Source organism: Sphingopyxis panaciterrulae, assembly GCF_014199295.1.
GTDB classification, from domain to species: domain Bacteria; phylum Pseudomonadota; class Alphaproteobacteria; order Sphingomonadales; family Sphingomonadaceae; genus Sphingopyxis; species Sphingopyxis panaciterrulae.
In genome coordinates, this window is sequence record NZ_JACIJH010000001.1 from 669,106 (window position 1) to 691,967 (window position 22,862).

Annotated in this window: 22 protein-coding genes; 12 read left to right on the plus strand and 10 right to left on the minus strand. The window is 66.4% G+C overall.

Annotated elements, in window-relative coordinates; translation table 11 throughout:
* Positions 1 to 13 precede the first annotated feature (13 nt).
* Positions 14 to 1,465: an MFS transporter gene (locus tag FHR21_RS03195; protein ID WP_184095198.1), complete on the minus strand. Its 1,452-nt coding sequence runs from the start codon at positions 1,463 to 1,465 to the stop codon at positions 14 to 16.
* A 604-nt stretch (positions 1,466 to 2,069) separates the two neighbouring features.
* Between FHR21_RS03195 and FHR21_RS03200 the strand changes: the two genes are divergently transcribed.
* Genes FHR21_RS03200 through FHR21_RS03220 form a run of 5 tightly spaced genes read left to right on the plus strand, consistent with a single transcriptional unit; the run spans position 2,070 to position 4,800 of the window.
* The gene (locus FHR21_RS03200) at positions 2,070 to 2,306 is read left to right on the plus strand and encodes a helix-turn-helix transcriptional regulator (RefSeq protein ID WP_184095200.1); all 237 of its coding nucleotides are present in this window, start codon (positions 2,070 to 2,072) and stop codon (positions 2,304 to 2,306) included.
* The gene (locus tag FHR21_RS03205; protein WP_184095202.1) at positions 2,293 to 2,481 is read left to right on the plus strand and encodes a hypothetical protein; all 189 of its coding nucleotides are present in this window, start codon (positions 2,293 to 2,295) and stop codon (positions 2,479 to 2,481) included. The genes FHR21_RS03200 and FHR21_RS03205 overlap by 14 nt, the downstream gene beginning before the upstream one ends.
* Before the next feature lie 44 nt (positions 2,482 to 2,525).
* Entirely contained in the window at positions 2,526 to 2,810 is a 285-nt protein-coding gene (locus FHR21_RS03210; RefSeq protein ID WP_184095204.1) for a toxin-antitoxin system TumE family protein, read from the plus strand.
* A complete protein-coding gene (locus FHR21_RS03215) occupies positions 2,807 to 3,148 on the plus strand; it encodes an HVO_A0114 family putative DNA-binding protein (protein ID WP_184095206.1) in 342 nt (113 codons plus the stop codon). The genes FHR21_RS03210 and FHR21_RS03215 overlap by 4 nt, the downstream gene beginning before the upstream one ends.
* 17 nt (positions 3,149 to 3,165) lie before the next feature.
* A complete protein-coding gene (locus FHR21_RS03220) occupies positions 3,166 to 4,800 on the plus strand; it encodes a recombinase family protein (RefSeq protein WP_184095208.1) in 1,635 nt (544 codons plus the stop codon).
* A 44-nt stretch (positions 4,801 to 4,844) separates the two neighbouring features.
* Here the strand turns inward: FHR21_RS03220 and FHR21_RS03225 are convergent, their stop codons facing one another.
* On the minus strand, positions 4,845 to 5,171 hold the full coding sequence (locus FHR21_RS03225; RefSeq protein ID WP_184095210.1) for an ArsR/SmtB family transcription factor: 327 nt from the start codon (positions 5,169 to 5,171) through the stop codon (positions 4,845 to 4,847).
* 47 nt (positions 5,172 to 5,218) lie between these two features.
* Here FHR21_RS03225 and FHR21_RS03230 point away from each other — a divergent pair, with 47 nt between their 5' ends.
* Positions 5,219 to 5,701, plus strand: a complete 483-nt coding sequence (locus tag FHR21_RS03230; RefSeq protein WP_184095212.1) for an SRPBCC family protein — start codon at positions 5,219 to 5,221, stop codon at positions 5,699 to 5,701.
* Positions 5,702 to 5,710: 9 nt separating this feature from the next.
* Here the strand turns inward: FHR21_RS03230 and FHR21_RS03235 are convergent, their stop codons facing one another.
* From FHR21_RS03235 to FHR21_RS03245, 3 genes are all read right to left on the minus strand, one after another.
* Complete coding sequence (locus FHR21_RS03235) at positions 5,711 to 6,487, minus strand: SDR family NAD(P)-dependent oxidoreductase (RefSeq protein ID WP_184095214.1); 777 nt, start codon at positions 6,485 to 6,487, stop codon at positions 5,711 to 5,713.
* A 301-nt stretch (positions 6,488 to 6,788) separates the two neighbouring features.
* Positions 6,789 to 8,273 (minus strand): AMP nucleosidase, encoded by a 1,485-nt coding sequence (locus FHR21_RS03240; RefSeq protein WP_184095216.1) that lies wholly within the window; start codon positions 8,271 to 8,273, stop codon positions 6,789 to 6,791.
* Between the two features lie 277 nt (positions 8,274 to 8,550).
* On the minus strand, positions 8,551 to 9,030 hold the full coding sequence (locus FHR21_RS03245) for a peroxiredoxin (protein ID WP_184095218.1): 480 nt from the start codon (positions 9,028 to 9,030) through the stop codon (positions 8,551 to 8,553).
* A gap of 326 nt (positions 9,031 to 9,356) precedes the next feature.
* On the opposite strand from FHR21_RS03245, the gene FHR21_RS03250 reads away from it, so the two are divergent.
* Entirely contained in the window at positions 9,357 to 9,920 is a 564-nt protein-coding gene (locus FHR21_RS03250; protein ID WP_184095220.1) for a YqgE/AlgH family protein, read from the plus strand.
* Positions 9,921 to 9,982: 62 nt separating this feature from the next.
* On the opposite strand, the gene FHR21_RS03255 is transcribed toward FHR21_RS03250, so the two are convergent.
* On the minus strand, positions 9,983 to 10,378 hold the full coding sequence (locus FHR21_RS03255; protein ID WP_184095222.1) for a hypothetical protein: 396 nt from the start codon (positions 10,376 to 10,378) through the stop codon (positions 9,983 to 9,985).
* Between the two features lie 83 nt (positions 10,379 to 10,461).
* Positions 10,462 to 10,743: a hypothetical protein gene (locus FHR21_RS03260; protein WP_184095224.1), complete on the minus strand. Its 282-nt coding sequence runs from the start codon at positions 10,741 to 10,743 to the stop codon at positions 10,462 to 10,464.
* A gap of 63 nt (positions 10,744 to 10,806) precedes the next feature.
* Here FHR21_RS03260 and ahcY point away from each other — a divergent pair, with 63 nt between their 5' ends.
* Positions 10,807 to 12,216: an adenosylhomocysteinase gene (ahcY, locus tag FHR21_RS03265; protein ID WP_184095225.1), complete on the plus strand. Its 1,410-nt coding sequence runs from the start codon at positions 10,807 to 10,809 to the stop codon at positions 12,214 to 12,216.
* Between the two features lie 58 nt (positions 12,217 to 12,274).
* Here ahcY and FHR21_RS03270 read toward each other — a convergent pair whose 3' ends face one another.
* From FHR21_RS03270 to FHR21_RS03280, 3 genes are all read right to left on the minus strand, one after another.
* Complete coding sequence (locus FHR21_RS03270) at positions 12,275 to 13,894, minus strand: tetratricopeptide repeat-containing sulfotransferase family protein (RefSeq protein ID WP_184095227.1); 1,620 nt, start codon at positions 13,892 to 13,894, stop codon at positions 12,275 to 12,277.
* Positions 13,887 to 14,672: a hypothetical protein gene (locus FHR21_RS03275; RefSeq protein ID WP_184095229.1), complete on the minus strand. Its 786-nt coding sequence runs from the start codon at positions 14,670 to 14,672 to the stop codon at positions 13,887 to 13,889. The genes FHR21_RS03270 and FHR21_RS03275 overlap by 8 nt, the downstream gene beginning before the upstream one ends.
* Before the next feature lie 81 nt (positions 14,673 to 14,753).
* Entirely contained in the window at positions 14,754 to 17,912 is a 3,159-nt protein-coding gene (locus FHR21_RS03280; protein WP_184095231.1) for a TonB-dependent receptor domain-containing protein, read from the minus strand.
* Between the two features lie 344 nt (positions 17,913 to 18,256).
* Here FHR21_RS03280 and FHR21_RS03285 point away from each other — a divergent pair, with 344 nt between their 5' ends.
* Genes FHR21_RS03285 through FHR21_RS03300 form a run of 4 tightly spaced genes read left to right on the plus strand, consistent with a single transcriptional unit; the run spans position 18,257 to position 22,780 of the window.
* A complete protein-coding gene (locus FHR21_RS03285) occupies positions 18,257 to 20,629 on the plus strand; it encodes a PAS domain-containing sensor histidine kinase (protein WP_184095233.1) in 2,373 nt (790 codons plus the stop codon).
* The gene (gene tsaE, locus FHR21_RS03290; RefSeq protein WP_184095235.1) at positions 20,626 to 21,078 is read left to right on the plus strand and encodes a tRNA (adenosine(37)-N6)-threonylcarbamoyltransferase complex ATPase subunit type 1 TsaE; all 453 of its coding nucleotides are present in this window, start codon (positions 20,626 to 20,628) and stop codon (positions 21,076 to 21,078) included. Before FHR21_RS03285 ends, tsaE begins: the two co-directional genes overlap by 4 nt.
* The gene (locus FHR21_RS03295; protein ID WP_246427006.1) at positions 21,063 to 22,064 is read left to right on the plus strand and encodes an aminoglycoside phosphotransferase family protein; all 1,002 of its coding nucleotides are present in this window, start codon (positions 21,063 to 21,065) and stop codon (positions 22,062 to 22,064) included. The genes tsaE and FHR21_RS03295 overlap by 16 nt, the downstream gene beginning before the upstream one ends.
* Positions 22,061 to 22,780 (plus strand): nucleotidyltransferase family protein, encoded by a 720-nt coding sequence (locus FHR21_RS03300; protein WP_338113036.1) that lies wholly within the window; start codon positions 22,061 to 22,063, stop codon positions 22,778 to 22,780. Before FHR21_RS03295 ends, FHR21_RS03300 begins: the two co-directional genes overlap by 4 nt.
* Positions 22,781 to 22,862: the final 82 nt, after the last annotated feature.

The window sequence follows — 22,862 nt, forward strand, 5'->3', positions numbered from 1 at the left end:
GGGAAGGCTTCTATCACTGGCCCTGAGCGGCCGCGCCGGACGCTCGCTTGTCGAGCTCTTCGATCACGAAGGCGTGACGTGTCCGAGTGACGGGATAGCGGAGGAGCAGAGGCAGCGACGAGAACAGCAGCAGCGATGGCAGTGCGCCCCACAGCAGACCGAGGTGGTTGATCGCTTCCACCCCAGGAAACGGCGGCTGGCCCGCCGCGTTCGCTGGCCCTTGGGCCGAAAAGCCGATGAACTGGAGCCCGACACCCGCCACGAAACCGCCGATCCCCGTCGCCGCCTTGATCCCCAGCATCAGCGCGGCAGCGTAAAGCGCCTCCCGCCGGACGCCGAACAGATAGTCGTGTTCATCGACCGCGTCCGCCATCATCGAAAACAGGCAAATGACGAAGAGGGTGGAGGCCGCGCCGAGTATGATCGCATTCGCCACGAGCAGCGCCAGGCTGAGATTTGTGCCGATGGGCAACGCGCCGGCCAGCGCCAGCAGCGTGATCGCGACCGTATAGCCCGCAGTGCCGATCACCGCGCAGACGATACCGCTGCGTTTTTCCACGACGCGCAGCAGCAGTCCGGCCACCGGCAACCCCAGCGCCTGCCCCACCACAAGCACCATCAACGGTAATTGGAGTTGGTCCGCAGACACATGCCAAAAGTAACGGAAGGCATGGATATTGAGAGCTAGCGTGATGCCCTGTCCGACCAGAACCAGAACAGCGGCAGCGAACAGACGCACGAAAGCGGCATTGCGGACCAGATTCGCAAGCTCGGTAACGAAGCGCGGCGACGTCTCCTCAACCGGCGGGGTCGGGAGCGCCAGAACGGTCCTGCGGATTCCTGCCAGGCAGGCCGTGCCGAAGAGCAGGATCAGCAAGGCAAGCCAGGCGCCGAAAAGACGGTAAGCATCGGGGGATTGGAGCTTGTCGCCCGACAGGATGACCGCCGAGCCGGGTATCAGGCACGCGAGCGTGCCGAGGAAGATGAACAGGGCGCGAAACCCCGAAATCGCCGATCGCTCGCCGTAATCGTCGCTGAGTTCCGCCGTCAGCGCGGCATAAGGCAGCGCGAATATCGAGAGCGCGAGGCGTAGCGCGACGTTGAACAGCAGCACATAAAGGAACAGACCGGCCTCGCCGAGCCCCTCGGGGATCGAGAAGATCGCAAAGGCCGACCCCGCCATCGGCACCAGAGCTGCGGCCATGAAAGGGAGCCTGCGTCCCCAGCGCGACCGGTACCGGTCCGATGTGCGGCCGATCAGCGGATCCAGCAAGGCGTCGAGCGTCAGCGACAGAAAGAAAACGAGCCCGGCCGCAGAACCCGAGAAACCGCAAACCGCCGTTAGATAATAGAGAAGGAAGGTGTTCAATCCGACCTGGGTCGCCGCATCGACTCCCTGCCCGCTACCGTACAGGATTTTCACCGAAAGCGGCGGCTTGCCAGCACTGGCACCTATATGAAACATCAACGTCTCCCTTTATCTGGGGCCGCCTCTAGCGTTGCCAGATCATCTGCACAATGCTCGGAAAGCGAGGGCGTAGGTCGCGCGGATCGACACGGTGACCCAGGGATGCAGGTGCCCCGGGGCTTGCGCCGTCGCGAGCCCCTTCGTCATCATATGGGTCATCGGACCGATTCGCTCGATATTGATCCCCCGCGCTGCCAGCGAGTGGGCCGATCAATGCCCCAATAGCGAATGCAGCCCCGCGCTTATCGCACGCTCATCCGTCCGAACGACTAACGACTGCTTTTATGGCCAGCCGAGCTAGAGTTGAACGGCTTGGATCGGGCGCCAAGCCGACACGCTCCCTTAAATGGGAATGAAAACGACTAACTTAGCGGGCGTACCACCGGCTGAAAGTCGGCGGTCGACTGCATTCATTGGGACGGCATGGGAAAAATTTTATCCGACGCAATCGAACGCTGCTCGACGCAACGGGACGCAGGCGGACGCCAGCACTAGCGAGCGTGGGCGGCACGGCCGTGCCCATGCCCTTGCAAAACATGGCCGAATCGAAAATCCTGTATCCAGGGGAGCCCAATCGCCGTCAGCCGATGGAGTATATCCCATGCCTGCCCCCGAGAAGATCATCCGCCTCAACACCGTCCTCACCCGCACCGGATTGTCCCGTTCGACCCTCTACCGCAAGATTGCTGAAGGCACTTTTCCTGCGCAATTGAAGATCAGCATTCACGGCGCTGGTTGGCATGAGTCCGCTATCGATCGCTGGATCGCCGATCCTGCTCGCTATCGCGCGGACAATGATGACGAAGCGCGTGCCGGAGCTGATCATGCCAAAGGATGATGCGCGATCGGACCAGCCGGTTGCCGCCGCCAACGACAATGCACCCGTGCTGCGCGCGGCGGAGGTCGATGCCGCGTTGACGCGGATCGCCGAGGCGATCGGACGCCATATCGCACGCGCGCATATTCGTGCGCTGCGGGCCGCGAACGACAATGATCCCGTCGACGAGGATTGATGGAGTCATTGACAACAAGGCTAGTCGTTGGTAGAAAATCCAACATGAAGGCGGAGCCGCTTCTTCACGAACGCCATCAGCTCGGCGCCGAGGCGTTCGTGGAATTGCGGATATGGCGCGTGCCCCGGCGGGTGCCGGGGTCAAACCATGATCTCAAATATGCCCTCGCTTATGTCGTCGGCGGCATCTGTGTGCTGCGTTATGACAACGAGGCCGGCAAAGGCGACCATCGCCACGTCGGCAAGAGCGAAATGGCCTATACCTTCACCACTCCGGCGGCTCTGCTGGCGGACTTCTGGAAGGATGTCGATCAATGGAAACCCGAATGAACATCGTGACCCTCTCCGTCGCTTCGCGCGAAGCGGTCGATGCCCGTGCGCTGGCGGCGTTCGAGGGAAAGGCGCAGGGCGCGCATTACTCCTTCGGGTCGCCCGACCTGCTTTGGCAGACGCTGACCCGCAAGCGCTGGGAACTGCTCCAGGCCATGACCGGGCAAGGTGCGATGTCGATCCGCGAAGCCGCGCGGCGCGTCGGGCGCGACGTCAAGGCGGTGCATGGCGATGTCCAGGCGCTACTCGCTGCCGGGGTGATCGATCGTTCGGGGCGCGGCATCGTCTTTCCCTATGATGCGGTCCATGTCGATTTCATGCTGACCAAAGCCGCGTGACAGAAAGGGGAAACGTCATGATCCGCGCCGCGCTCTATGCCCGCTATTCCTCCGACCAGCAGAATGCCGCGTCGATCGCCGACCAGCAGCGCCTCTGCCGCGAGCGCGCGGTGCGCGAAGGCTGGCAGGTCGAGGGCGTCTATGAGGACGCCGCCATCTCGGGATCGAGCATGATCCTGCGTCCCGGCGTCCAGAGGCTGCTTGCCGATGCACAGGCGGGCAAATTCGATATCGTGCTTGCCGAAGCCCTCGACCGCGTGTCGCGCGATCAGGCCGATGTCGCAACGCTCTACAAGCACCTCCAGTTCGCTCGGGTGCCGCTCATCACCCTCGCCGAAGGTGAAATCTCCGAACTGCATGTCGGGCTCAAGGGCACGATGAATGCGCTGTTTCTCAAGGATCTTGCCAAGAAGACGCATCGCGGCCTGCGCGGCCGTGTCGAGAAGGGCTATTCGGCGGGCGCTGTCGGCTATGGCTATCGGATGGTCCGGCGCCTTTCGAGCGAAGGCGAGTTGGTGCGCGGCGAGCGCGAAGTCGATCCGGCGCAGGCGCTGATCGTCGAACGCATCTTCCGCGAGTTTTCTGCTGGCAAAAGTCCGATCGCCATCGCGCGCGACCTCAACGCAGAGGGCATAGTGGGACCGTCTGGAAAGCCTTGGCGCGATACGAGCATCCGGGGCACGCCGCGCCGCGGCCTCGGCATCCTCAACAACGAGCTTTATGTCGGGGTCCGCGTCTGGAACCACAAACATTATGTGAAGGACCCGACTACCGGCAAGGATGTCACCCGGCTCAACCCCGAATCCGAATGGGTGCGCAAGGCCGTGCCCGACCTGCGGATTATCAGCGACGACCTATGGGACGCAGCCAAGCGCCAGCAGAACATGCTCGCCGCGCGCAACACGGGCCGCAAGGAAGCAGCTCAAGCGAGAAGCGTCAACGGGCTGCGGCGGGCGGCCTATCTTCTGTCGGGTCTGCTCGAATGCGGCGAATGCGGCGGCAACTTTGCGATCGTCACGACCGATCGCTACGGCTGCATCGGTCATCACCGTAGCCGCAACTGCACCAACAGCCGGACCATCCGGCGTGATGACCTCGAACGCCGGGCGCTCGCCGGTATCGCTGAGCGGCTGGTGTCGGCCGACAAGATCGACGCGGCCGTTGCCGCTTATGCGGCGCATATCAACCGCGAGAACCGCGAGCGGCGCATTCAGGCCGATGCCGATACCCGTGCGCTGGCGAAGATCGACAAGGCCGTCGCAGGTATCATGGCCGCGATCGAGGACGGGCTGTATCAGCCGAGCATGAAGGCGCGCATGGCTGAACTCGAATGCGAGAAAGCGGAGATCACGGCGCGGCTCGCCGAAGCACCTGCCGGTATTCCCGATATCCATCCCGGCATTGCCGAAATCTACAAGCGTAAGGTCGCACAGCTCACGGAAACGCTCAAAGACCCGGAGACGCGGCTTGATGCGTCAGCCGACATCCGCTCACTCGTCGGCAAGATCGTGCTGCATTCTGGTGAGAAGCGCGGCGAGGTTCATGCCACGCTGCACGGCTCGCTCATGGGTATTCTCGACTTCGTCAACGACAACCCGCAACCCGACGCCGACCGAGTTATAATAAAGGTGTGCCCGGGTTCGCGGGAATGACGAAGATTTGAGAACGCCGCCCGTGGCCGTTTTCAGTCCCCGCGTCACCCCGCCTCCATCGTCTGCTTGAACCGCGCCAGCCGGGCGGTGGCCGCGGCGGCGTGGGGGCCGATCCAGCGGTCGTGGATGTCGTGGATCGGCATCGCGTTGAGGTGATTCCACCGCTCGCGGCCGCGGCGTTCGGCGATGATCAGTCCTGCTTCTTCCAGAACTTTCAGATGCTGCATGACCGTGCAGCGGTCGATGTTGGCGAAGTTGCCGCACAGTGTGCCCGTTGTGAGCGGCTGATCCCGCAGGTCGTCGAGGATCTGGCGCCGGACATGATGGGACAAAGCCTTGAAAACCTTGTCATAGTCTTTGTGGATTGACATGTTGTAAATTTATAACATAATGGGAAGAAATCAAGCGGAGAGTGTCGATGGACCTGAAGTTCCGAGTCGCGGCGCGGATCGCGAAGCCGATACACGAGGTTTTCGAGGCGGTTGCCGACCCCGCGACGCTGTCGCACTATTTCACGACCGGCGGCGCGAAGGGCCGGCTGGAGACCGGCGCAACGGTGGAGTGGGATTTCCACGATTTTCCGGGCGCCTTTCCGGTTTACGTGATCGAGGTCGTTCCCGACGAAAAGATCATCCTCGAATGGCAGGCGAACGAAGGCGAGGCGCCGAATGTCGAGGGGGGCGAACTCAAGGATGCCGACTATCGCACCCGCGTCACCATGACGTTCAAAGGTCTCGACGACGGCCGCACCCTGGTCGAGATCGCCGAAGAAGGCTGGCGCGAGAATCAGGGCGCGCTCGGCGCCTCCTACGGCAACTGCCAGGGCTGGTCGCAGATGCTCTGCACGCTCAAGGCGTGGCTGGAGCACGGCATCAATCTGCGCGACGGAATGTATGTGTGAGGGCGGGACCTAGGCGTTCCGCGCCGTCAGGCCGCCGTCGACCGGGATCACCGCGCCGGTGATGTAACTGGCGGCGGGGAGGAGGACGAGGCTGAGCGTCATGTGCGCGACCTCCTCGGGCTCGCCATAGCGGCGAAGTGCGGTACGGCGGCGCGCGAACACCGCCTTGTCCGCCTCGGGCACCGCGTCGGTCATGCCGGTGCGGATCGGGCCGGGGCAGATGCAATTGACCGTGATCCCCTCCTTGCCGAGATCGACCGCCAGCCCGCGCGTCAGGCCGGTGACGCCGGTCTTGGCCGCGACATAGGGCGTGTCGCCCGGCGTCGCGCCCAGTCCCTCGGTCGAGGCGATGTTGACGATGCGCGCGGCGTCGCTTTGGCGCAGCCAGGGCAGGGCGGCGCGCACCATCCGCTGGTGCGCGGTCAGCATCACCGCGATCGCGCGGTGCCAGATCGCCTCATACTCCTCGCCGTCGAGCGGGCAGAAGCTCGATACGCCGGCATTGTTGACGAGGATGTCGATGCCGCCGAACTGCGCGGCGATCTCGCCGACGACGCGCGGGATCGCCGCGGGGTCGGACACGTCGAGCGCAAAGGCCTTCGCATTCGGGCCGGCCTCGGCCACCACCGCTTCGCAGGCGGCGGGATCGAGGTCGGTAACCGCGACCCTGGCGCCTTCGCGTGCCAGCAGCAGCGCGGTGGCGCGGCCCATGCCGCTCCCGGCGCCGGTGACGATCGCGACGCGCCCGGCGATCGAGCGCGAGAGGGTGGGGACTGGAATCGTCATGGGCTGTCCTCCTTATTATACGCCGTCGCCCAGCGAAAGCTGGCGCCGCTAGAGCATCGAGCCTTAAATCTGCATCACTCATCCCCGTTCGCCCCCCGCCTTCGCGGGGGCAGGCTCTGAGCTTGTGGAAGGGCTGTTCTTTCTTTCAGGCGTAGCAAGAAGAAGGGCGGTGCTTCGACAAGCTCAGCACGAACGGAAGAAAGGGTGATGCGGATTTAACGCACGCCGCTCTAAAGGTTCCGCTTCCCTGTCCGGCAAGAGCGATAGCGGTCCCTGCTCTCGCGGGGGCGGCGAAGCTTGTTTACCGGAACGGCGGTTCGTTGAACGCGCGGAGTTTCCGGCTGTGCAGCTTCGCGCCCTCGTCGTGGAGCAGTTCGCAGGCGCGGATGCCGATCTGGAGGTGCGCGGCGATCGCTTCCTCATAGAAGCGGTTCGCCTGTCCGGGCAGCTTGAGTTCGCCGTGGAGCGGCTTGTCGCTGACGCAGAGGAGGGTGCCATAGGGGACGCGGAAGCGGTAGCCCTGCGCGGCGATGGTGGCCGATTCCATGTCGATGCCGATCGCGCGCGACTGCGAGAAGCGCAGCGCGGAATCGGTGAAGCGCAATTCCCAGTTGCGGTCGTCGGTGGTGACGACCGTGCCGGTGCGCATCCGCTTCTTGAGGTCGGCGCCGCTGGTTCCCGACACCGCCTCGGCCGCGCTGGCGAGCGCCTGCTGCATTTCGGCGATCGGCGGGATCGGGATTTCGGGGGGCAGCACCGAATCGAGGATATGCTCGTCGCGGAGGTAAGCGTGGGCGAGCACATAGTCGCCGATCCGCTGGCTGGGACGCAGCCCGCCGCAATGGCCGATCATCAGCCACGCTTCGGGCCGCAGCACGGCGAGATGGTCGCAGATCGTCTTGGCGTTCGACGGGCCGACGCCGATGTTGACCAGGCTGATGCCGCTGCCGCCCGGCGCGATCAGGTGATAGGCGGGCATCTGGTGCCGCCGCCACGCGCTGTCGGCGACGAGCGCGGTCGCGTTCACCCCCGCCTTGTCGACATAGAGGCCGCCGGCGCCGGCGAGCGCTGTGTAGCGGCCCTGCCCGACCTGCGCCCCCGCCCAGGCGACGAATTCGTCGACATAGCGGTGATAGTTGGTGAACAATATGTAGCGCTGGAAATGCTCGGGCGCGGTGCCGGTATAGTGGCGCAGCCGCGCGAGGCTGAAATCGGTGCGCAGCGCGTCGAACAGCGCGAGCGGCTGCGGCGCGGTCGGATCGAGTCCGAACAGGCCGTCGGCGAGTTCGTCGCCGATATCGGCGAGCTCGGTGGTCGGGAAATGGCGCGCCAGCTCCAGCGGGGTGACGCGGCCCATGTCCGATCCGTCGCTCGCGTCGAGCACATAGGGAAAGGGGATCTGCTGCCCGGTGCGCGTCACCGACAGGTCGACGTCGTAATGGCGCGTCAGCAGCATCAACTGCGCGCGCAGATAATCCTCGAACAGGTCGGGACGGGTGACGGTGGTGACGAACTCGCCCGCATGCTCGAAGCGCCCGAAGGCGAGATTATGCCCCTGTCCCTCGCGCAGCACGCCGTCGGTGACGAGGCGCAGCGCCGGATAGTCGAACAGGCCGGTCGAGGCCGCGTCGGCGGGGGGCAGGGTGCCGTCGTGGACATAAGCGGCGATGGCGGATTTGAGGGCGGAGACCGCGGCGCGGAAGCGGCTCTGGAGCTCGGCGAGAATGGCCTCGACGCGGGCGGTGGGATCGGCGGTACTGGATGTTTGCGATGAGGATGATGTCATCGCGACGCTGTTGCACGAAATCGGGGCAAAAGGGAAGGGGGGCGGGGGCAAGCCCCTCCCGCCGGATTCGTCATGCTGAACTCGTTTCAGCATCCATGGCCTATTCTCTCGGTCAGCGCTGCACTCCATTCGAGGGCAGGCCATGGACCCTGAAACAAGTTCAGGGTGACGATGAAAGAGAGGTAGGCTGTGGGGGGCGCAGTCTGATGCAACATTTGACGCCCACGCCGCTGCGACTCGGTGCCCCTCCTCTGAAGAGGAGGGGCTTTTCAGTGGCTCAAAGCTGTTCGAGCATGTGGTCGGCGCTCGACACCTTGAACTCGCCGGGCGCCTCGACGTTGAGCTGTTCGACGACGCCGTCGTTGACGATCATCGAATAGCGCTGGCCGCGGGTGCCCATGCCGAACGCCTTGCCGTCCATCGTCAGCCCGACCGCCTGCGCGAAATCGCCGTTGCCGTCGGCGAGCATGGTGACCTGGTCGGCGCCGCCGGCCTTGCCCCACGCGCCCATGACGAAGGCGTCGTTGACGGCGGTACAGGCGATTTCGTCGATGCCCCTGGCCTTCAGTTCGGCGGCCTTTTCGACATAGCCCGGCAGATGCTTGGCCGAGCAGGTCGGGGTGAAGGCGCCGGGCACCGAGAAGAGCGCGACCTTGCGGCCCTTGAAATAATCGGCGGCGTTCACCTGTTCGGGGCCGCCCTCGGTCACCTTCACCAGCGTGGCCTGGGGCAGCTTGTCTCCGGTCGCAATGGTCATCTCGGCATCCTTTCGTTGAGGGGATATTGGAGGCCGAGAGATTGGGTCGCGGAAGGGCGGAGTCAAGCGGAGCAGCGGATTTTCGGGAAGTGGCAGCGGGCGACCGGAAGGCGACGTTTCCATCATCGTCACCCTGAACTTGTTTCAGGGTCCATGGCCTGCCGTTTCCTTCGGCGCAGCGCAGGGTGAGAGGTCCGGCCATGGATGCTGAAACAAGTTCAGCATGACGAGGCCGCGAGGCAGTTTCCCACCCCAAAGCCGCCGCTCGTGGGCCTATCCGATCAAAGAGGCTGGACCCACCGCTTGCGCGCGTTCATGATGCGGCGATGGATACGGCGCCCCCCTGGTTCACCGGCCAGTTGCTGCTCGCGTTGCCGGGCATCGGCGATCCCCGTTTCGAGCATTCGGTGATCGCGATGATCAGCCATGACGAGGACGGCGCGATGGGGATCGGGGTCGCCGATCCGATCGGCGGCATGACGGTCGGCGCGGTGCTCGACCAGCTCGATATCGCGCACGACGACCCGCTCGACGCGCCGGTGTTTCTGGGCGGGCCGGTCGAGCCGTCGCGCGGCTTCGTGCTCCACAGCCGCGACTGGAGCGGCGCCGGCGCGGTGCAGGTGTCCGACCGCTGGATGATCTCGAGCTCGCACGACATCTTGCGCGCGATCGGCGAGGGGCGCGGTCCGGCGCACTGGCTTGTCGCGCTCGGCTATGCCGGCTGGTCGCCGGGGCAGCTCGAGGAGGAAATGGTGCGCCACGGGTGGCACGTGACCCCCGGCAGCGACGCCCTGCTGTTCGACACCCCGCCGGCCCGCCGCTGGCAGGGCGCTTTCGCCGAAGCGGGGATCGATGCGCGGTTGCTGACGACCGAGGGCGGCGAGGCCTAGGGCGTCAGGGTCTTAGCGGAAATGCAAAACCCCTCCCCGGAATGAGGAGGGGCTTGAGAGGATCAGCGCGCCAGGGCGATCTGCGCGCGTCCCTGGTCGAGTCGGGCGAGCGCGGTGCGGGCGGCCCAGCGCGAATCCATCGTCGTGCCGTCCGCCAGTTCGAGGTCGTAACGGATCGGACTCGCCGCCGCGGCCTCATAGGCGGTGCGCGCGTCGGCGCTGCGGCCGAGGCGGGCATAGGCGGTACCGAGGTTGATGAGCCGCGACGGATCGCGCGCGTCGACATCGCTTGTGGTGAGCTTGGCGACCGCCGCGTCGTTGGCGCCGGCCTGAAGCTCGGCAAAGGCGACCGGCAGCACCCGCGAATCGGGCGATTGCGCGGTAACGACGACGATCGACTGGGCGGCGGCGGGGCTCGCGAAGGCGAGCGCGGCAAGGGTCAGCAGGATTTTCTTCATTCTCTCATCTCCCCGAAATTGGGGGCCATTTTCCTGCGAGATGCTAAAAAAGTCAATGTTTCCAGCATCTTGTAACAATATTGTCATAATAGCCGATTAGGCTCATCGCACGGCGCATTATAAGTCAGGATTTTCAGAATCTTGGCGATCGTGACGTTCGGCTGCGCGCTGTCGCTCGCGGCTGTCACAATCGCGCCCGCCGAAAATTTTTTTCGCCGCATCGTCCGATTCCGGTGCCGGTGATTCGCGTCGGCAAGGGCGGAGGGGGCTTCGGTCTGCCGCATCGTCCAGCCGCCCTGGCCTTGCGATATAAAGAATCGTTTATATTTGATCGGCGGTGCGCTTTCGGCTAGGGCGCGCAACATAATTGCTCGACCTTTTTGGGGCCGCACCCATGCGTCCGCGCCCGACGACAGGAGAAAACGACCGTGGCCACTCTCGCCGCCGACACCCGTGACTATGTGATCGCCGACATCGGTCTTGCCGATTTCGGACGCAAGGAAATCGCGATCGCCGAAACCGAAATGCCGGGCCTGATGGCGCTGCGCGAGGAATATGGCGCGGCCCAGCCGCTGAAGGGCGCGCGCATCACCGGATCGCTGCACATGACGATCCAGACCGCGGTGCTGATCGAGACGCTGATCGCGCTGGGCGCCGAGGTGCGCTGGGCGACGTGCAACATCTTCTCGACCCAGGACCATGCCGCCGCAGCGATCGCCGCGGGCGGCACGCCGGTGTTCGCGGTGAAGGGCGAAAGCCTTGCCGATTATTGGGACTATGTCGGCCGCATCTTCGATTGGGGCGACGACCAGACCGCCAATATGATCCTCGATGACGGCGGCGACGCCACCATGTTCGCGCTGTGGGGCGCGCGCGTCGAGGCCGGCGAGGATCTGTTCGAGCCGACCAACGCCGAGGAAGTCGAATTCGTCCGCGCGCTGAAGGCCTTCCTCGCCGCCAAGCCCGGCTATCTGACCAAGAGCGTCCGCGCCATCAAGGGCGTGTCCGAAGAGACGACCACCGGCGTCCATCGCCTCTATCAGATCGCCAAGGAGGGCAAGCTGCCCTTCCCCGCGATCAACGTCAACGACAGCGTCACCAAGTCGAAGTTCGACAATCTCTATGGCTGCAAGGAGTCGCTGGTCGACGCGATCCGCCGCGCCACCGACGTGATGCTGGCGGGCAAGGTCGCGTGCGTCGCGGGCTTCGGCGACGTCGGCAAGGGCTCGGCCGCGAGCCTTCGCAACGGCGGCGCGCGCGTCCTCGTCACCGAGGTCGACCCGATCTGCGCGCTGCAGGCGGCGATGGAAGGCTATGAGGTCGTGACGATGGAAGAGGCGGTCGCCCGCGCCGACATCTTCTGCACCGCGACCGGCAACGCCGACGTCATCACCGCCGAGCATATGGCGGCGATGAAGCCGATGGCGATCGTCTGCAACATCGGCCATTTCGACAGCGAGATCCAGATCGCGGCGCTTGCCAACTACGACTGGACCGAGGTCAAGCCGGGCACCGACCTGGTCAAATTCCCCGACGGCAAGGAGATCATCATCCTCGCCAAGGGCCGCCTCGTGAACCTCGGCTGCGCGACGGGCCACCCGTCGTTCGTCATGTCGTCGAGCTTCACCAACCAGACGCTCGCGCAGATCGAACTGTTCACCAAGGCGGGCGAGTATCAGAACGACGTCTATGTCCTGCCCAAGCATCTCGACGAAAAGGTCGCGGCGCTGCACCTCGAAAAGCTGGGCGTGAAGCTGTCCAAGCTGTCGCAGAAGCAGGCGGATTATATCGGCGTGCCGGTCGAAGGGCCGTTCAAGCCCGATCACTACCGCTATTGATCGCGGCTTCGCGGACCGCGAAGGAAAAGGGGGCGCCGGTCGATTCCGGCGCCCTTTCCTATTCCGCCAGCGCCCCGAGCTTGTCGCGCAGCGGTCCGAGCCATTCGGCATAGGGCCGCCACACCTCCATGCCGTCGCGGTTGAGCGGGCGGCGCACCTGCTCGCTCGACGGGGTGCGGACGACGCGGTCGAGCTTGTGGAATTCGAGCACCGCCGGGTCCCAGTCGAGCCCGAGATGCGCCAGCGCGCCGCGCAGATGCGGTTCGGGATCGCCGACCATCGCGGCATAGTCGATATGATGGACCAGCCCCGGCGCGACACGGTCGAGATGCGTCATCAGCCGCACATAATCGACATAGCATTGCCCGATATGCTCGAGCGCGAAGGAGGAGGCGTGGGCGCGCGAGAAGCTCTGGGTGAAGTTCGAAAAGCAGCAGTCCATCGCCGGCCGGCGGATGTCGAGGAACTTGGCCTGCGGTAAAATCTTTCGCAGGAACAGGATGTTGCTCCAGTTGTGCGGCAGCTTGTCGACGAAATAGCGCTTGTCGGTCTTGCGATGCGCGCGGACGCGGCGAAGATAGTCCTGCCCCATCGCCGCCGCCTGATCGGGATGCAGCCCGGCGATGAGCTGCGGCACGGTGACCGGGCCGCGGCGCGTGGCCATTTCCATCGCGCCGCGCAGGATCGCGGGTGCATAGGGCAGTTCGCCGACCGGCTCGATATCGCCGTGGCTGCCGAGCATCTGTTCGAGCAGCGTCGATCCCGAGCGCGGCAGGCTGACGATGAATATCGGCACGCTATCGCCGCCGCCGGCTACCGCCGGTAGCGCGCGGACGAAGTCGGCGGTAACGACACGTTCCAGCTCCGCGATTTCCTCGGTCAGTTCGCGGGCATTGTAACCCAGGCTTTCGGCGCGCTGGCGATTGGCTTCACGATAATGGTCGAACGCCTCGGCATGAAGCTTGCGGTCGTGATAGGCGCGCGCGAGCGCGAAATGCAGCGGTACGCTGTTGCGCTCATCGATCGCGATGGCGACGGCGCGCTTCATCTCGTCGATGTCGGCGTCGGTCAGGACCCGGCTCTTGATTCCGGCGAGGCCCCACCAGGCCTCCCCGCATTCATAGTCGACCGCGACCGCCCGGCGATAGGAGGCGATCGCCGCGTCGACCTCTCCCGACGAGCGCTGGCTGTGGCCGAGTGCGATCCAGTAATGCGGGCGGTCGGGGTAGCGCTGCGTGAGCCGGTCGTAGATGGCGCGCGCTTCGTCGTGGCGGCCCAGCTTTTCGCGGATCATCGCACGCAGCGCGGGGACGGCGGGGTCGTCGATTTCGGATTCGAGCGTCGCGAACAGACGGTCCGCCTCCTCGGGCCGCTCCTGCTGGTTGAGGACCGATGCGAGGTTGCGGCGGACGTCGGCGGAGGCGAGACCGCGGGCGATGGCCTTGCGGAGGAAATGCTCGGCCTGGCCGAGCGCGCCGAGGTGGGTCGCGATCTCGCCGAGCTTGGCGAGGCCCTGCGGCTCATCGGGATTACGGCGCAGATGGTCGATGACCTGCCGCCCCGCGGCGTCCCAGTCCCCGGCCGCCGCCAGCTTGTCGGCCCGCGCCAGCGCCGCAAAGGTGGTCACCGCGCCGACCGGACCGCCCGGCATGCTGGTTTCGCGCCTCGTTTCATTCATATCCGAGCAGCTTTCGCAATCCCGGCGCCTGATAGTCGACCAGCGCGCGGTGGCGCGGCCCGAGGCAGTCCGGCAGTTCGATCCCGATGCCGGTCAGATTCTCGCGCGCGGTGCCGCTCTGCCTGCGATCGGCGCCGATCCGCACGCGGTCGCGCCAGTCGCCCGGGCGCTCGATGCCGCAGGCGTCGAGCAAGGCGCCGAAGAACTCGTCCGCCTCCGAGGTGCCGGGGTCGCCGACATGGCGGATCAGCGCTTCATAGGTGACGACATGGACCCGCGCGCCGAGCCAGGCGGCGGCGTTCATTTCATAGATGTCGCGCAGCGACGGCGCCTTGCCGGGCAGGCCGAAGATCATCATCGTCAATAGCTCGTCGGCGGTGAGCGCGCCCGATTTCAGATGATCCATATTGCTGGCGAACTGTTCGGAGATGAAGAAGCGCGCCCGCGCGATCACCCAGTCATAGGGATCGCGATAGAGGAGGATGCGGCGCGCGGGCGCGGTTTCGATCGCCGAGGCGTCGGCAAGGAAGAGATGACCCCAGCTGAGCATCGGGCGCGCGGGATCGAAGGCGACGCGATGCTGTTGCAGATTGGCCCACTGGATGAAATCGCGGCCATATTGCTGTTCGACCGGCACGAACATGCGGACGATGTTGCGCAGCAGATGGCTGCCGCTTTTCGGAACGCTGTTCAGGAACACCGGCTGGCGCAGCGGCGCTTGCGCGAAGCGGCGGTTCTCGTCGTCCAGCGTGTCGGGTTTCACGAACACTTCGGGCATGATCTCAACGCTTTCCTGATCCGCAAAAGAAACGGGGCGGCATGTCGCCATGCCGCCCCGCCTTGCAATCTGTCAAATTGATCAGAACTTGCTCTTGATGTTCAGGAACGCCCGGCGCCCGTCGAACGGGTATTGCGAAGCCACGATGACCGGGCCGAGGGTCGAGATCTGACCGCCGTTGAGCACCGACACGCGCGGCGGGCGGGTGTTGAACAGATTGGCGATACCGAAGGTGATCTCGAACCGGTCGGCGATCTCCTGCGTGATCGACACATTGTGATAGAAGGTCGTCGGCGCCTTCAGCTTCGGGCAATAGCGGCCGCGTAGCGGGACGCTCGGATCGTCGGGGCGGAAGGAGTCGAGGCAGGGATCGCCGCCGTTGCGGTCGAGGAAATCGCCGACATCCGACGTGCTGCCGATGACGTTCATCCCATAGAAGAGGGTGAAGCCGCCGTCGGTTTCCCAGGTGGCGCGGAAATCGCCGACCCACTTGGGCGAACCCGATTCGCCATTGTCCGAGGTCGTCGGCGAGGTCGGCAGGAGCTGGAAATCGTCCTTCGTCTGAAACGTCATGCCCGCGGTGAAGGACAGGCGACCCGCGTTGCCTAGGTCGTGGCGCAGGTTGAGCTCGACATCGACACCGCTGTTGCGCTGCCGCGCGACATTGACGAACTGGTCGAAGACCATGTCGACATTATTCGGCGCGTTATTCTGTCCGCGAGTGAACAGATCGCACAGCGGCTCGTTCGGGAAATTCTCCGAATCATAGCAGCCGAACAGGATATTCGCCGCGCCGAGCTGGGCGATCTCGCCCTTCACCTTGATGTCGAAATAATCGACCGCGAGGTTGATCGTCGTATCGGGCAGGAAAGAGAAGCGCGGGGTCAGGACCGTCCCGACGACCAGTGCCTTCGACGTTTCGGCTTCCAGCTTGCCGAGGCCGCCGCGCGACACCGCCGTCGCCGTCACGCCAGTGCCGGTGTGGTTGCTGGGGATGCCGTCGGCGGCGCAGTTGTCGGCGACCCGCTGCGACGTCGTGCCCTGCGCCAGCCCGGTGCCCCAGTTGATGCAGGGGTCGATGCGACCCTGGGTCGGGAAGCTGGTTTCGTCGGCCAGGAACTGCTCGAACAGCGCCGGGGCGCGGAACGAGGTGCCATAGCTGGCACGGAAGCGCAGCCAGTCGTTGAGCGCCCAGTTGGCGCCCAGCTTGTAGGTCCAGTTGCCGTTATCCTCGTCGAACGTGCCGTCCGACTTGCGCGTCGCCTTCACGCTGGTGACGCGCGCCGCGGCGGAGAGGGTCAGCTCTTCGAAGAAAGGCCGGTTCGCCAGCAGCGGGATGTTGAGCTCTGCAAAAGCCTCCTTGGTAAAGCTCTTGCCCGCGGTGATTCCCGCGGTCGACGCACCCCAGGCATTGCCCGACCGGGTCAGCTCGCCGGGAACGTCGTTGATCCGGTCCTCGCGGCCGTTGATGCCGAGCGCGACGGCCACCGGGCCGGCCGGCAGCTCGAACAGCGAGCCCGACACCGAGGCCTCGACCGTCTTCTGGGTATAGACGGTCTTACCCTCTTCCCATTCGAACATGTACGCGACCTGCTCGGGCGTCATCTCGCCGCGCAGGAAGAAGGGGTCCATCCACGGCAGGTCCATGCACTGCTTGCCCGAGACCGGCAGCGTCTGGCCGACGCAGGACGCGGTCTGGAACGAGCCGGCGTCATAGACATCCTGCAGGATCTGCTCGCTGCGATAGCGGCCGATGCTCTTGCTGTACTGGCCATAGACCTCCCAGCGCCAGCCGCCGAAGAATCCTGCGTCGTCCGGCGCCTGGCCGCGCAGGCCGAAGACGCCGCGATAATAATCGACCTTCTGGCTGTTGTCGGCATGGTTGGTGATGCCGGTCGGGCTGACGAAGTTGTAGCCGACCCAGCCCGGCGCCCAGATCGTCCCGGCGCCGATGGCGTTGCCGGTGTTGTAGATGTCGCCGGTGAAGCCGAAGTTCCAGAACTGGCGCCAGCCGTTCTGATAGGTCTTGCGGCGGTTGAACAGGAATTCGCCGAACGCCTCGACCTCGTCGGTCAGTTCGTAGGACCCCTCGGCATAGCCGGTGATGAGCGTCGTCTTGGGAATGATCGACTGTTCTTCGACGAAGGGGTGGTAATTATTCTGCACCGCCAGCGTCGCCGCATTATAGCCGACCGGGAACCAGCCGGCGGGCATGCCGATGTCGCCCGGATAGGACGGGGCGCCATAGGTCGGAATGCCCAGCGTCTCGCCCGGATACTGATATTGCATCAGCACTGTCCCGCCGTTGATCGACGTGTCGATGCCGCTGTTGGGGCCGCCCGATCCGTCGAGCTGCAGATTGTTGCGCGGATTATAGGTCCAGACATGCCCCCAGGCCAGATCCTCGCACTTGGGCTTGCCGGTGCGCGGGTCGATCAGGTCGGCGCGGCTGCCGTCCTCGCGGAACGTATAGGCTTCGGGGCAGGCGAGATAGCTGCGGTCGCCGCGCGCCAGTTCCTTGATGTGCGTATAGTCGGCGGCGATCAGGAAATGGCCGCGGCTGAACGTCTTGCCCCACACCGCGCTGGCGCGATACTGCTCGCCGCCGCCGTCGAACGGCACCGAGGTGTTGAAATTGAGTTCGAGCCCGTCGACGTCGGTCTTGGTCTTGATGTTGACCACGCCCGCGACCGCATCCGACCCGTAAACCGACGAGGCGCCGGTCTTGAGGATCTCGACGCTGCTGGCGATCGAGGCCGGGAGCACGTTGAGGTCGAAGGACGACACGCCGCCGCGCGTGCCCGCCGGGCCGGCGCGCCGACCGTTCAGCAGGACGAGGGTGCGATTGGCGCCGAGGCCGCGAAGGTCGATCGTCTGCGCGCCCGGGCCGCCGTTGGTCACGAAGTTCGACGAAATGGCGGCGGTGATCTGGGTCGAACCGGCCGCGATCGGCGAGCTCTGGAGCGTCGAGGCGAGGTCGAACTTGCCTTCCTTCGCCGCGATCGCCGGACTGATCACCGAAATCGGATCGGGGCTGTTGAACGGCGTCCGGGTGCTGATGCGCGAGCCGGTGACGACGATCGAATCGTCGGGAGCCGGCGTCGGCGTGGTGGCGGTTTCGCCATCCTGGGCGGCCGCATCCTCGGTCTGCGCGAGGGCGGGCGTCGCCATCATGACGGCCATCGCCGACAGACTCGCCAAGCCGAGATTCCGCCGCAAGCGCGACGCGACGTCGTTCATATTCTGCATATCGATGTATTCCCCGGTTTCCTGTTGAAGGCCGATCTTGCCCAATTGGCCTTACCAAAACGTCAAGTCGTCCGGCATCTGAGCGCCGTTGGACCTGCCATGGTTCGCACGCTCCCAAAGCTTTGGTGCCAAGTCAAGCGCGTTAAGCGCCGGTTCAGCGGTTCTGTTCGGCGCTGTGGCCGATCTGTCGCAGTCGGCGCGAGCCTGCCGCGATGCCGGCGCCGGCTTCGGGCGTTCCGGCGCCGGACGATTGAAACGCCCCCCGACTGTCGATAGGGCGGATCGATGCTTGGTCCGCACCTGCCCTGCTTCCCGCCGTCCGGCGGTCGCCACCGATGACCGCCTCGCCGGGGGCGCTCTTCGCGCTGGGCCTGTTCGCGGCGCTCTGGCTGATCGCGGGCCTGTGGGCGGTGCTGCGCGGGATCGCGATGCAGCGCCGCTCGGCCTTCGTCGCGGCGCAGACCGAGCGGCTCGCCGGGCTGGTCGAGGCATCGCCCTATCTGCCCGTGATCGTGCGCGCCGACTGGCGGGTCGAGGCAAGCGAGCGGCTCGGGCGCTGGCTCGGGCTCGACCGGGGGGTGCGCGATTTCGACGAGCTTGGCGGGATCGGCCAGGGCGCCGATGCGGGCGGGCTCGATCGCGAGGAACTCGACGCGCTGCGTCAGGCGATCATCGGCGCGCAGCGCGGCGCCAAGCCCTTCACCCTCAGCCTGACTCCGCGCGGCGGCAGCCGCACCCTCGTCATCCACGGCGCCGCGGCGCCGGTCGCGGTCGGCGGGCCGGGCGGCGTCCTCCTCTGGCTCAGCGACGCGACCGCCGGCGAGCAGGCGCTTGCCCGGACGCGGCGCGAGCGCGACGAGGCGATGGCGGCGTTCGAGGCGCTGTCGGGGCTGATCGAGGCGGCGCCCTTCCCGATGTGGTTCCGCGACCCCGAATTGCGGCTCGCGCTGGTCAACCGGGCCTATGTCCGCGCGGTCGAGGCACCGGGCGCGGCGACGGTGATCGATGGCGGGATCGAACTGTGCGAGCCGGTCGCCGGGGTCAGTGCCGCCGAAGCCGCCGACCGCGCGCGCGCCGAGGGCGCGGCGCAGCTTCGTACCGTCCCGGTGACGATCGAGGGCGAGCGGCGGATGATGCGCGTCGTCGACGTGCCGCTGGCGCCGGAGGGCGGCCGGCCGATCGGTATCGCCGGCTATGCGATCGACGTGCAGGAACTGGAAAGCGAACGCGGCGCGCATCGCCGCTTCGCCGAGGCGCAACGCGAACTGCTCGACCGGCTGTCGGCGGCGGTCGCGCAATTCGGCCCCGACCAGGGGCTGGTGTTCGCCAACCTGCCCTTCCGCCGCCTGTTCGAGGTCGAGGCCGACGACGTCGCCGAGGGGCAGTCGCTGGCGCGGCTGCTCGACGCATGGCGCGAGCGCGGGCGGACGCCCGAGGTGCGCAACTATCCCGAATGGCGGCAGGCGCATGTCGACTGGTTCGCGCTGCCGCAGGCGAGCGAGGAGGAGTGGCTGCTGCGCGACGGCACCCATTTGCGCGTCGTCGCCCAGCCGACTCCTGACGGCGGCCTGCTGCTGATCGCCGAGGATCGCACCGAGCAGGTCCAGCTTGCCGGCGCGCGCGATACGCTGCTGCGCGTGCGCACCGCGACCTTCGACAATCTGTTCGAGGCGGTCGCGGTCTTCGCGCCCGACGGCCGGCTCCACCTGTGGAACCAGCGCTTCCGCCGGCTGTGGGGGGTCGACGAGGCGGCACTCGCCGCGCATCCGCGCGTCGATGCGCTGATGGGCGGGCTCGCCGACCGGCTCGCCAAGCCGAACCAGATCAGCACCGTGCAGGAGGTGATCCGCGCCGCGACGCTGGAACGCACGCAGCGCGTCGGGCAGATCCGCTTCGCCGACGGTCGCCATTTCGACTTCGCCTCGATCCCGCTGCCCGACGGCAACGCGCTACTCATCATGCTCGACGTGACCGACAGCCGCCGCATGGAAAGCGCGCTGCGCGAGCGCAACGAGGCGCTGGAGGCCGCCGACAAGGTCAAGACCGCCTTCCTGTCGCGGATGAGTTATGAGCTGCGCACCCCGCTGACCTCGATCGGCGGCTTCGGCGAGATGCTGCGCGCGGGCTATGCGGGCCAGCTCGCCGAGCAGCAGCAGAGCTATGTCGATGCGATCATGGAATCGGTCGCGGTGCTTTCCCGGCAGATCGACAATGTGCTCGACCTTGCGCAGGGCGAGGCGGGGACGCTGGCGATCGAGCGCGCGCCGGTCGATGTCGGCGCGCTGCTGGACGGCGCGCTGGCCGAGGCGCGCGGGCTCGCGGACGGCGAGGGGATCGAGCTCGTCGGTCAGCTCGGCGACGGGCTCGGCACGGTGGAGGGCGATGCGCCCCGCCTTGGGCGGCTGGTCGGCGGGCTGCTCGACAATGCGATCCGCTACACCGCGCCGGCGCGGCGCTCGGGCGGACGGGTGCTGCTGCACGCCGAGGGCACGCTGCAGGGGATCGAGATCGTCGTGTCCGACAACGGCCCCGGCATGCCCGACGCGATCGCCGCAGTGACGCGGGGGCAGCAGGCAGGAACCGCGGCGGGGGGCATCGGGCTCGCGCTCGCCCGCCAGCTCGTCGCCGCGCACGGCGGGACGATCGAGGTGATGAGCGAAAAGGGGCAGGGAACGCTGGTGCGCGTGAGCCTGCCGCGCCGCGCATGAGCGACTATCGACGCGACTATGACCTTGCCGAGGCGGACAGCATCGGCGGCGCCATCGGCGCGGCGCTCACGCCCGGCGACGTGGTGCTGCTGGCGGGCGATCTCGGCGCGGGCAAGACGACGCTGGCGCGCGCGATGCTCAAGGCGCGGGGGATGGCGGGCGAGGCGCCGAGTCCGACCTTCGCCATCGTCCAGCCCTATGCGCCGCCCGAGGTCGACCTGGCGATCGCGCACGTCGATCTCTATCGGATCGAGGCGGCGGACGAACTGATCGAACTGGGGCTCGACGATTATCTCCATGACGGCGCGCTGCTGATCGAATGGCCCGAGCGGCTGGGGGGCGAGGCGTGGCCCGACGCATTGGCGCTGACGATTTCGGGCAGCGGCAGCGCGCGCGTCTTGACAGCCGATGTGCCGCCCGCTTGGGAAGCGCGATGGCCGCTCCGATGATTCCGCCCGACCATGCGCCTGCCTTTCTCGCCGCGCATGGCTGGGGCGACGCGCAGATTTCGCCGCTGGCCGGCGATGCCTCCTTCCGCCACTATTTCCGCGTCCGCGATGGCGCGCGGCAGGCGGTGCTGATGGATGCGCCGCCGCCCCACGAGGACCCGCGCCCCTTCATCGCAATCGCCGAATGGCTGGGCGGCTGCGGATTGAGCGCGCCGCAGATTCTGGCGCGCGACCTCGGCAAGGGGCTGTTGCTGATCGAGGATTTCGGCGATGTGCGGCTGCGCGAGACGATGGACGCGCGGCCCGAGGCCGAGGCCGAGCATTATGCCGGCGTCACCGACCTGCTCGTCCACCTTCACGCGCGGCCGCCGATGGCAGGGCTGCCGGTCCACGGGCTCGAGCAATGGCTCGACGAGGTGATGCTGTTCACCGACTGGTATTGTCCGGCGCTGGAGATCGCCGCCGACCGCGAGGCGTTCCGCGCCGCGTGGGAGGCGGTGCTGGCGCCGGTCGCGGCCGACGGCCTGCCGCGGGTCACGGTGCTGCGCGACTATCATGCCGAAAATATCATGCTGGTGCCGGGGCGCGAGGGGATCGCGCATTACGGCCTGCTCGACTTCCAGGACGCGTTGATCGGCCATCCCGCCTATGACCTCGCCTCGGTGCTGGAGGATGCGCGGCGCGACGTGTCGCCGGCGGTCGAGGCGGCGATGCTCGATCGCTATATCGCGGCGACCGGGCAGGACGAGGCGTTCCGCGCCGCCTATTGGGCGCTCGCGGCGCAGCGCAACACCCGCATCCTGGGTGTCTTCGTGCGGCTGTGGAAGCGCGATGGCAAGCCCGGATACCGCCAGTTCCAGCCGCGCATGTGGGGGCTGCTCGAACGCGACCTCGCGCATCCGGCGCTTGTCCCCGTGCGGCAATGGTTCGATGCGAATGTTTCCGCCGAGAGGCGGGCGGCGGCATGGATGGGGCAGGGGGCGTGAGCGCAAGGATCGAGAGCGCGATGGTGATGGCGGCGGGGCTGGGCAAGCGGATGCGGCCGCTGACCGCGACGCGGCCCAAGCCGCTGGTGCGCGTCGCGGGCAAGCCGCTGATCGACCACAGCCTCGACCGGATCGAGGCGGCGGGCATCGGCCATGTCGTCGTCAACGTCCATTATCTCGCCGACGCGCTCGAAGCGCATCTCGCGGCGCAGAAACGGCCGTTCAGCATCGCGATCTCCGACGAGCGCAGCCAGCTCCTCGAAACCGGCGGCGGGATGGTCAGGGCGCTGCCGCTGCTGACCGGCGATCCGATCCTGATCGTCAACAGCGATAATATCTGGACCGATGGGCCCGAGGACAGCATCCGTCACCTTGCCCGCCACTGGGATGGGGAGCGCATGGACGCGCTGCTGCTGCTGATCCGGCAGGCGAGCGCATCGGGCCATGGCGGCGGCGGCGATTTCCACATGGACGCCGCAGGGCGGTTGTCGCGGCGGCGGCCGGGGCGCGTCGCCCCTTTCGTCTACACCGGCGTCCAGCTCGTCTCGCGGCGCTTTCTGGAGGGGGCGCCCGAGGGACCGTTTTCGACCAATATATTGTGGGATCGCGCGATCGCCGCGGGGCGGCTCTATGGCGTGTCGCACATGGGCCAATGGTTCGACGTCGGAACGCCGGGACGTATCGCGCCGACCGAAGCGGCGTTGGGCGGGGTTTGACCTTCCATCCCCGTCATTGCGAGCGCAGCGAAGCAATCCAGGGCTTGCGTAAACCGCTCTGGATTGCTTCGCTGCGCTCGCA